The 2,582-nt window shown below is 59.2% G+C and carries 3 protein-coding genes; 1 reads left to right on the top strand and 2 read right to left on the bottom strand.

Annotation, left to right across the window (positions count from 1 at the left end):
* Positions 1 to 74: 74 nt before the first annotated feature.
* Positions 75 to 446: a hypothetical protein gene (locus JKG68_RS31840; protein ID WP_202066382.1), complete on the bottom strand. Its 372-nt coding sequence runs from the start codon at positions 444 to 446 to the stop codon at positions 75 to 77.
* Positions 447 to 1,094: 648 nt separating this feature from the next.
* Between JKG68_RS31840 and JKG68_RS31835 the strand changes: the two genes are divergently transcribed.
* Complete coding sequence (locus JKG68_RS31835; protein WP_202066381.1) at positions 1,095 to 1,772, top strand: transglutaminase-like cysteine peptidase; 678 nt, start codon at positions 1,095 to 1,097, stop codon at positions 1,770 to 1,772.
* Between the two features lie 75 nt (positions 1,773 to 1,847).
* On the opposite strand, the gene JKG68_RS31830 is transcribed toward JKG68_RS31835, so the two are convergent.
* Positions 1,848 to 2,486, bottom strand: a complete 639-nt coding sequence (locus tag JKG68_RS31830; RefSeq protein ID WP_202066380.1) for a hypothetical protein — start codon at positions 2,484 to 2,486, stop codon at positions 1,848 to 1,850.
* Positions 2,487 to 2,582: the final 96 nt, after the last annotated feature.

Genomic DNA, 2,582 nt, shown 5'->3' with positions numbered 1-2,582 from the left:
CTCGCCATGATCCGGCTCATGACCCGCAGGATCGCAAGGCTTTGTCAAAGCTCATGAATCGCTCGGACCGACTCTTATGAAATCACGTCGACGATGATCCGTTCGGAGACAGGCGTCGTGTCCGATGGCGCCAGGACCACGAACGCACCCTTGCAGGTGGTTGTCACCCGCCGGACAGGTGTGCGGTGCTTGTCGGCCCCGATCATGTAATTGACCGTGTAATAAGGCACACCGCCGACATATCGTGTCTCCTGTGCTTCGAAGACATAGCCCATGTGAGAGGCGTCGATGTGATAGACGACCTTCGGCGGTCCCAATGCCGCAATGCGGCTGGTGATAGGCTTGCCGATATATTCCGAGCACGAAACGGCCAGCGCCTGGTGGGTGACCGGTACGCACCCGCCGACGCCCATGGAAACCGCGATTGCCGCGAGTACCTGTCGCAAAAGAATCCCCCTGGGCGCTTGATGCTGCTGCGCCATGCAGCGCATACATTCGCAGCATCATAGTCTCATGAAAGCTCATCGAAATCGTAAATTTATGTCGTGAACCAGCAGCCCTTCCGTCATGAGCCCGGGCGGGAGGGGAGGGGGACGCGATAGGTTCGCTCGCGCTGGCGATTGACAGACCGGAGGCGCGTCAGCTCCGGACAAGCCCATCAGATTAGATAGCTCCTCCAGATGAAGTTCCATACATCATGGGTGGAGGTCTCTCGTGGCTTTGATGCTTGTGCCGGTTGTCGCTGTTTCATTCGTGGGCTTGATCGGAATGCCTGCAATTCGCCTTCTGAGCTCGTCAGCCAGAACCAAAGACTGGGCTAGGGCCCGCAATGGGGTCCAGAACAGGCTGTAAAGCCATGATCGCCCAGAATTTACCTGTTTGGATGAAGGGGGAGCTCCCAATCCGGGCAAACGGCAACCAACGCCATGGCGTGGTTAAGCCGGAGTAACGCCCAATTTCCATAGGGGGCTCACCTGTTGCTCAATCTCAACAGTATCGCGTCCTCGTGTTGCTTGTTGCGATATCCTGCTTGCGTAGGACCCCCAGGGCTGACAGCTTTACTGAAAATAATAATGGCTGTGTGGATGCGGGGCATGATCGGGAATACTTCCAACGGACTGATAAGTCGACGGCTGAAAGCCTTCATTCGCGCGATTGCTTCTACAAGTCTTGCGGCCGGCATTCTATGGAATCCCCTGCAGATCGGGGCGGCTCATGCCTTTCCCCAGTCCGGAATGCCTGTCGCCGCCGACGCCATCCTCACCGACGGCCGGGCCGGGCCTACTCCTGCGTGGATCGAGTTCTGCAAGAAACTGCCCCGGGAATGCGCTCACGACGCGACCGAGCCGGCGACGATCGCTCTCGATCAGGGCCTCTGGCAGATCATCGCCGAGGTGAACGAGCGCGTGAACGGCATGATCATCCCCGTCACCGACCAAGACCACTGGGGCGTCGCCGATCGGTGGGATTATCCGGATGACGGACTTGGCGACTGCGAGGACATCCAGCTTCTCAAGCGCCGGCTGCTGGTCGAGGCCGGCTTGCCCCAGCGCGCCCTTCGGATGACGGTTGTCATCGACGAGCTGGGAGCAGGACACGCCGTTCTCATGGTGCGAACGGATCGCGGCGACTATATCCTCGACAACAAGCGCAAGGCGGTTCTCTCCTGGCAGCAGACCGGCTACCGCTATGTCAAGCGCGAGGGCTCCGACAGCGCTGCCTGGGTGTGGCTCGGCAACCGGTCCGCACCGTTGATGACGGCGACCAAATAGCAGGGCGCTGTCAAAGCTGAATAGTCCGTCTCCCTTTTGCATCTTTGAGGGGGGCTTGCTGCCCCCCACATGGTCTTAGGTGGAGGGTCTGTTCGCGGAGGGTTGCGTGATCATCGTCTCGGATGTCAGCACCGACCAGACGTTGTCCGAACGCTCGATCGAGATGATCTGGCCGATGCCCGGAAGGGTCATTCCTGGAGTGACCCACCACAAGCCCTCCGGTCCTTCGATCAGGGCAGATTCGCTGGTCGCGCGGTGAATGACGTAGCGCTGGAAACGCGTCCTGCCGCCACTCGCGTCGGTGCTTGTCTCTCCTTGGTGGCGCTGAGCCTGTTCGGTGCTCTTTGCCTGCTTCTTCAACGATCCGGTGGTTGCAGGACTGAAGTCGACCAGGCGGGATTGGCCAGCGCCTGAGCTGTTGCTGACGAAAGCGGCGCTTCCTGCAGATTGAAGGTAGGCATACCCGTCGCTGAACTGGAAAGCGTAGACAGGCAGTCCGATTGCCGAGAGGGTCAGCGCCAGGCCGAGGCACATGACGATGCGATCTCCCATCGCTTCCTTGGCGCGAATGAGCTCCTCGAGGCGGCGAACCTTCCGCTCCTGGTTGTCTATGATGGAGACATCGCTCCTGACATTTCCTGCTCGTGCTACTTGCTCCAGGACCTTGTCGAACCGAATACCCATAAGAACCGCCGCATTGAGAGTGCCGTACAATCATTCCTATCCGGTTATACTTAGAGTCGGTCCGAGCGATTCATGAGCTTTGACAAAGCCTTGCGATCCTGCGGGTCATGAGCCGGATCATGGCGA

The organism is Microvirga aerilata (assembly GCF_016743775.1).
Taxonomy (GTDB): domain Bacteria; phylum Pseudomonadota; class Alphaproteobacteria; order Rhizobiales; family Beijerinckiaceae; genus Microvirga; species Microvirga aerilata.
The sequence above is the reverse complement of the archived record's forward strand: the minus strand, read 5'-3'. Positions and strand labels throughout refer to the sequence as shown.

Excerpts from the sequence above, each read along its gene's own strand:
- JKG68_RS31835 (WP_202066381.1), top strand. The coding sequence starts at position 1,095 with ATGATCGGGAATACTTCCAACGGACTGATAAGTCGACGGCTGAAAGCC.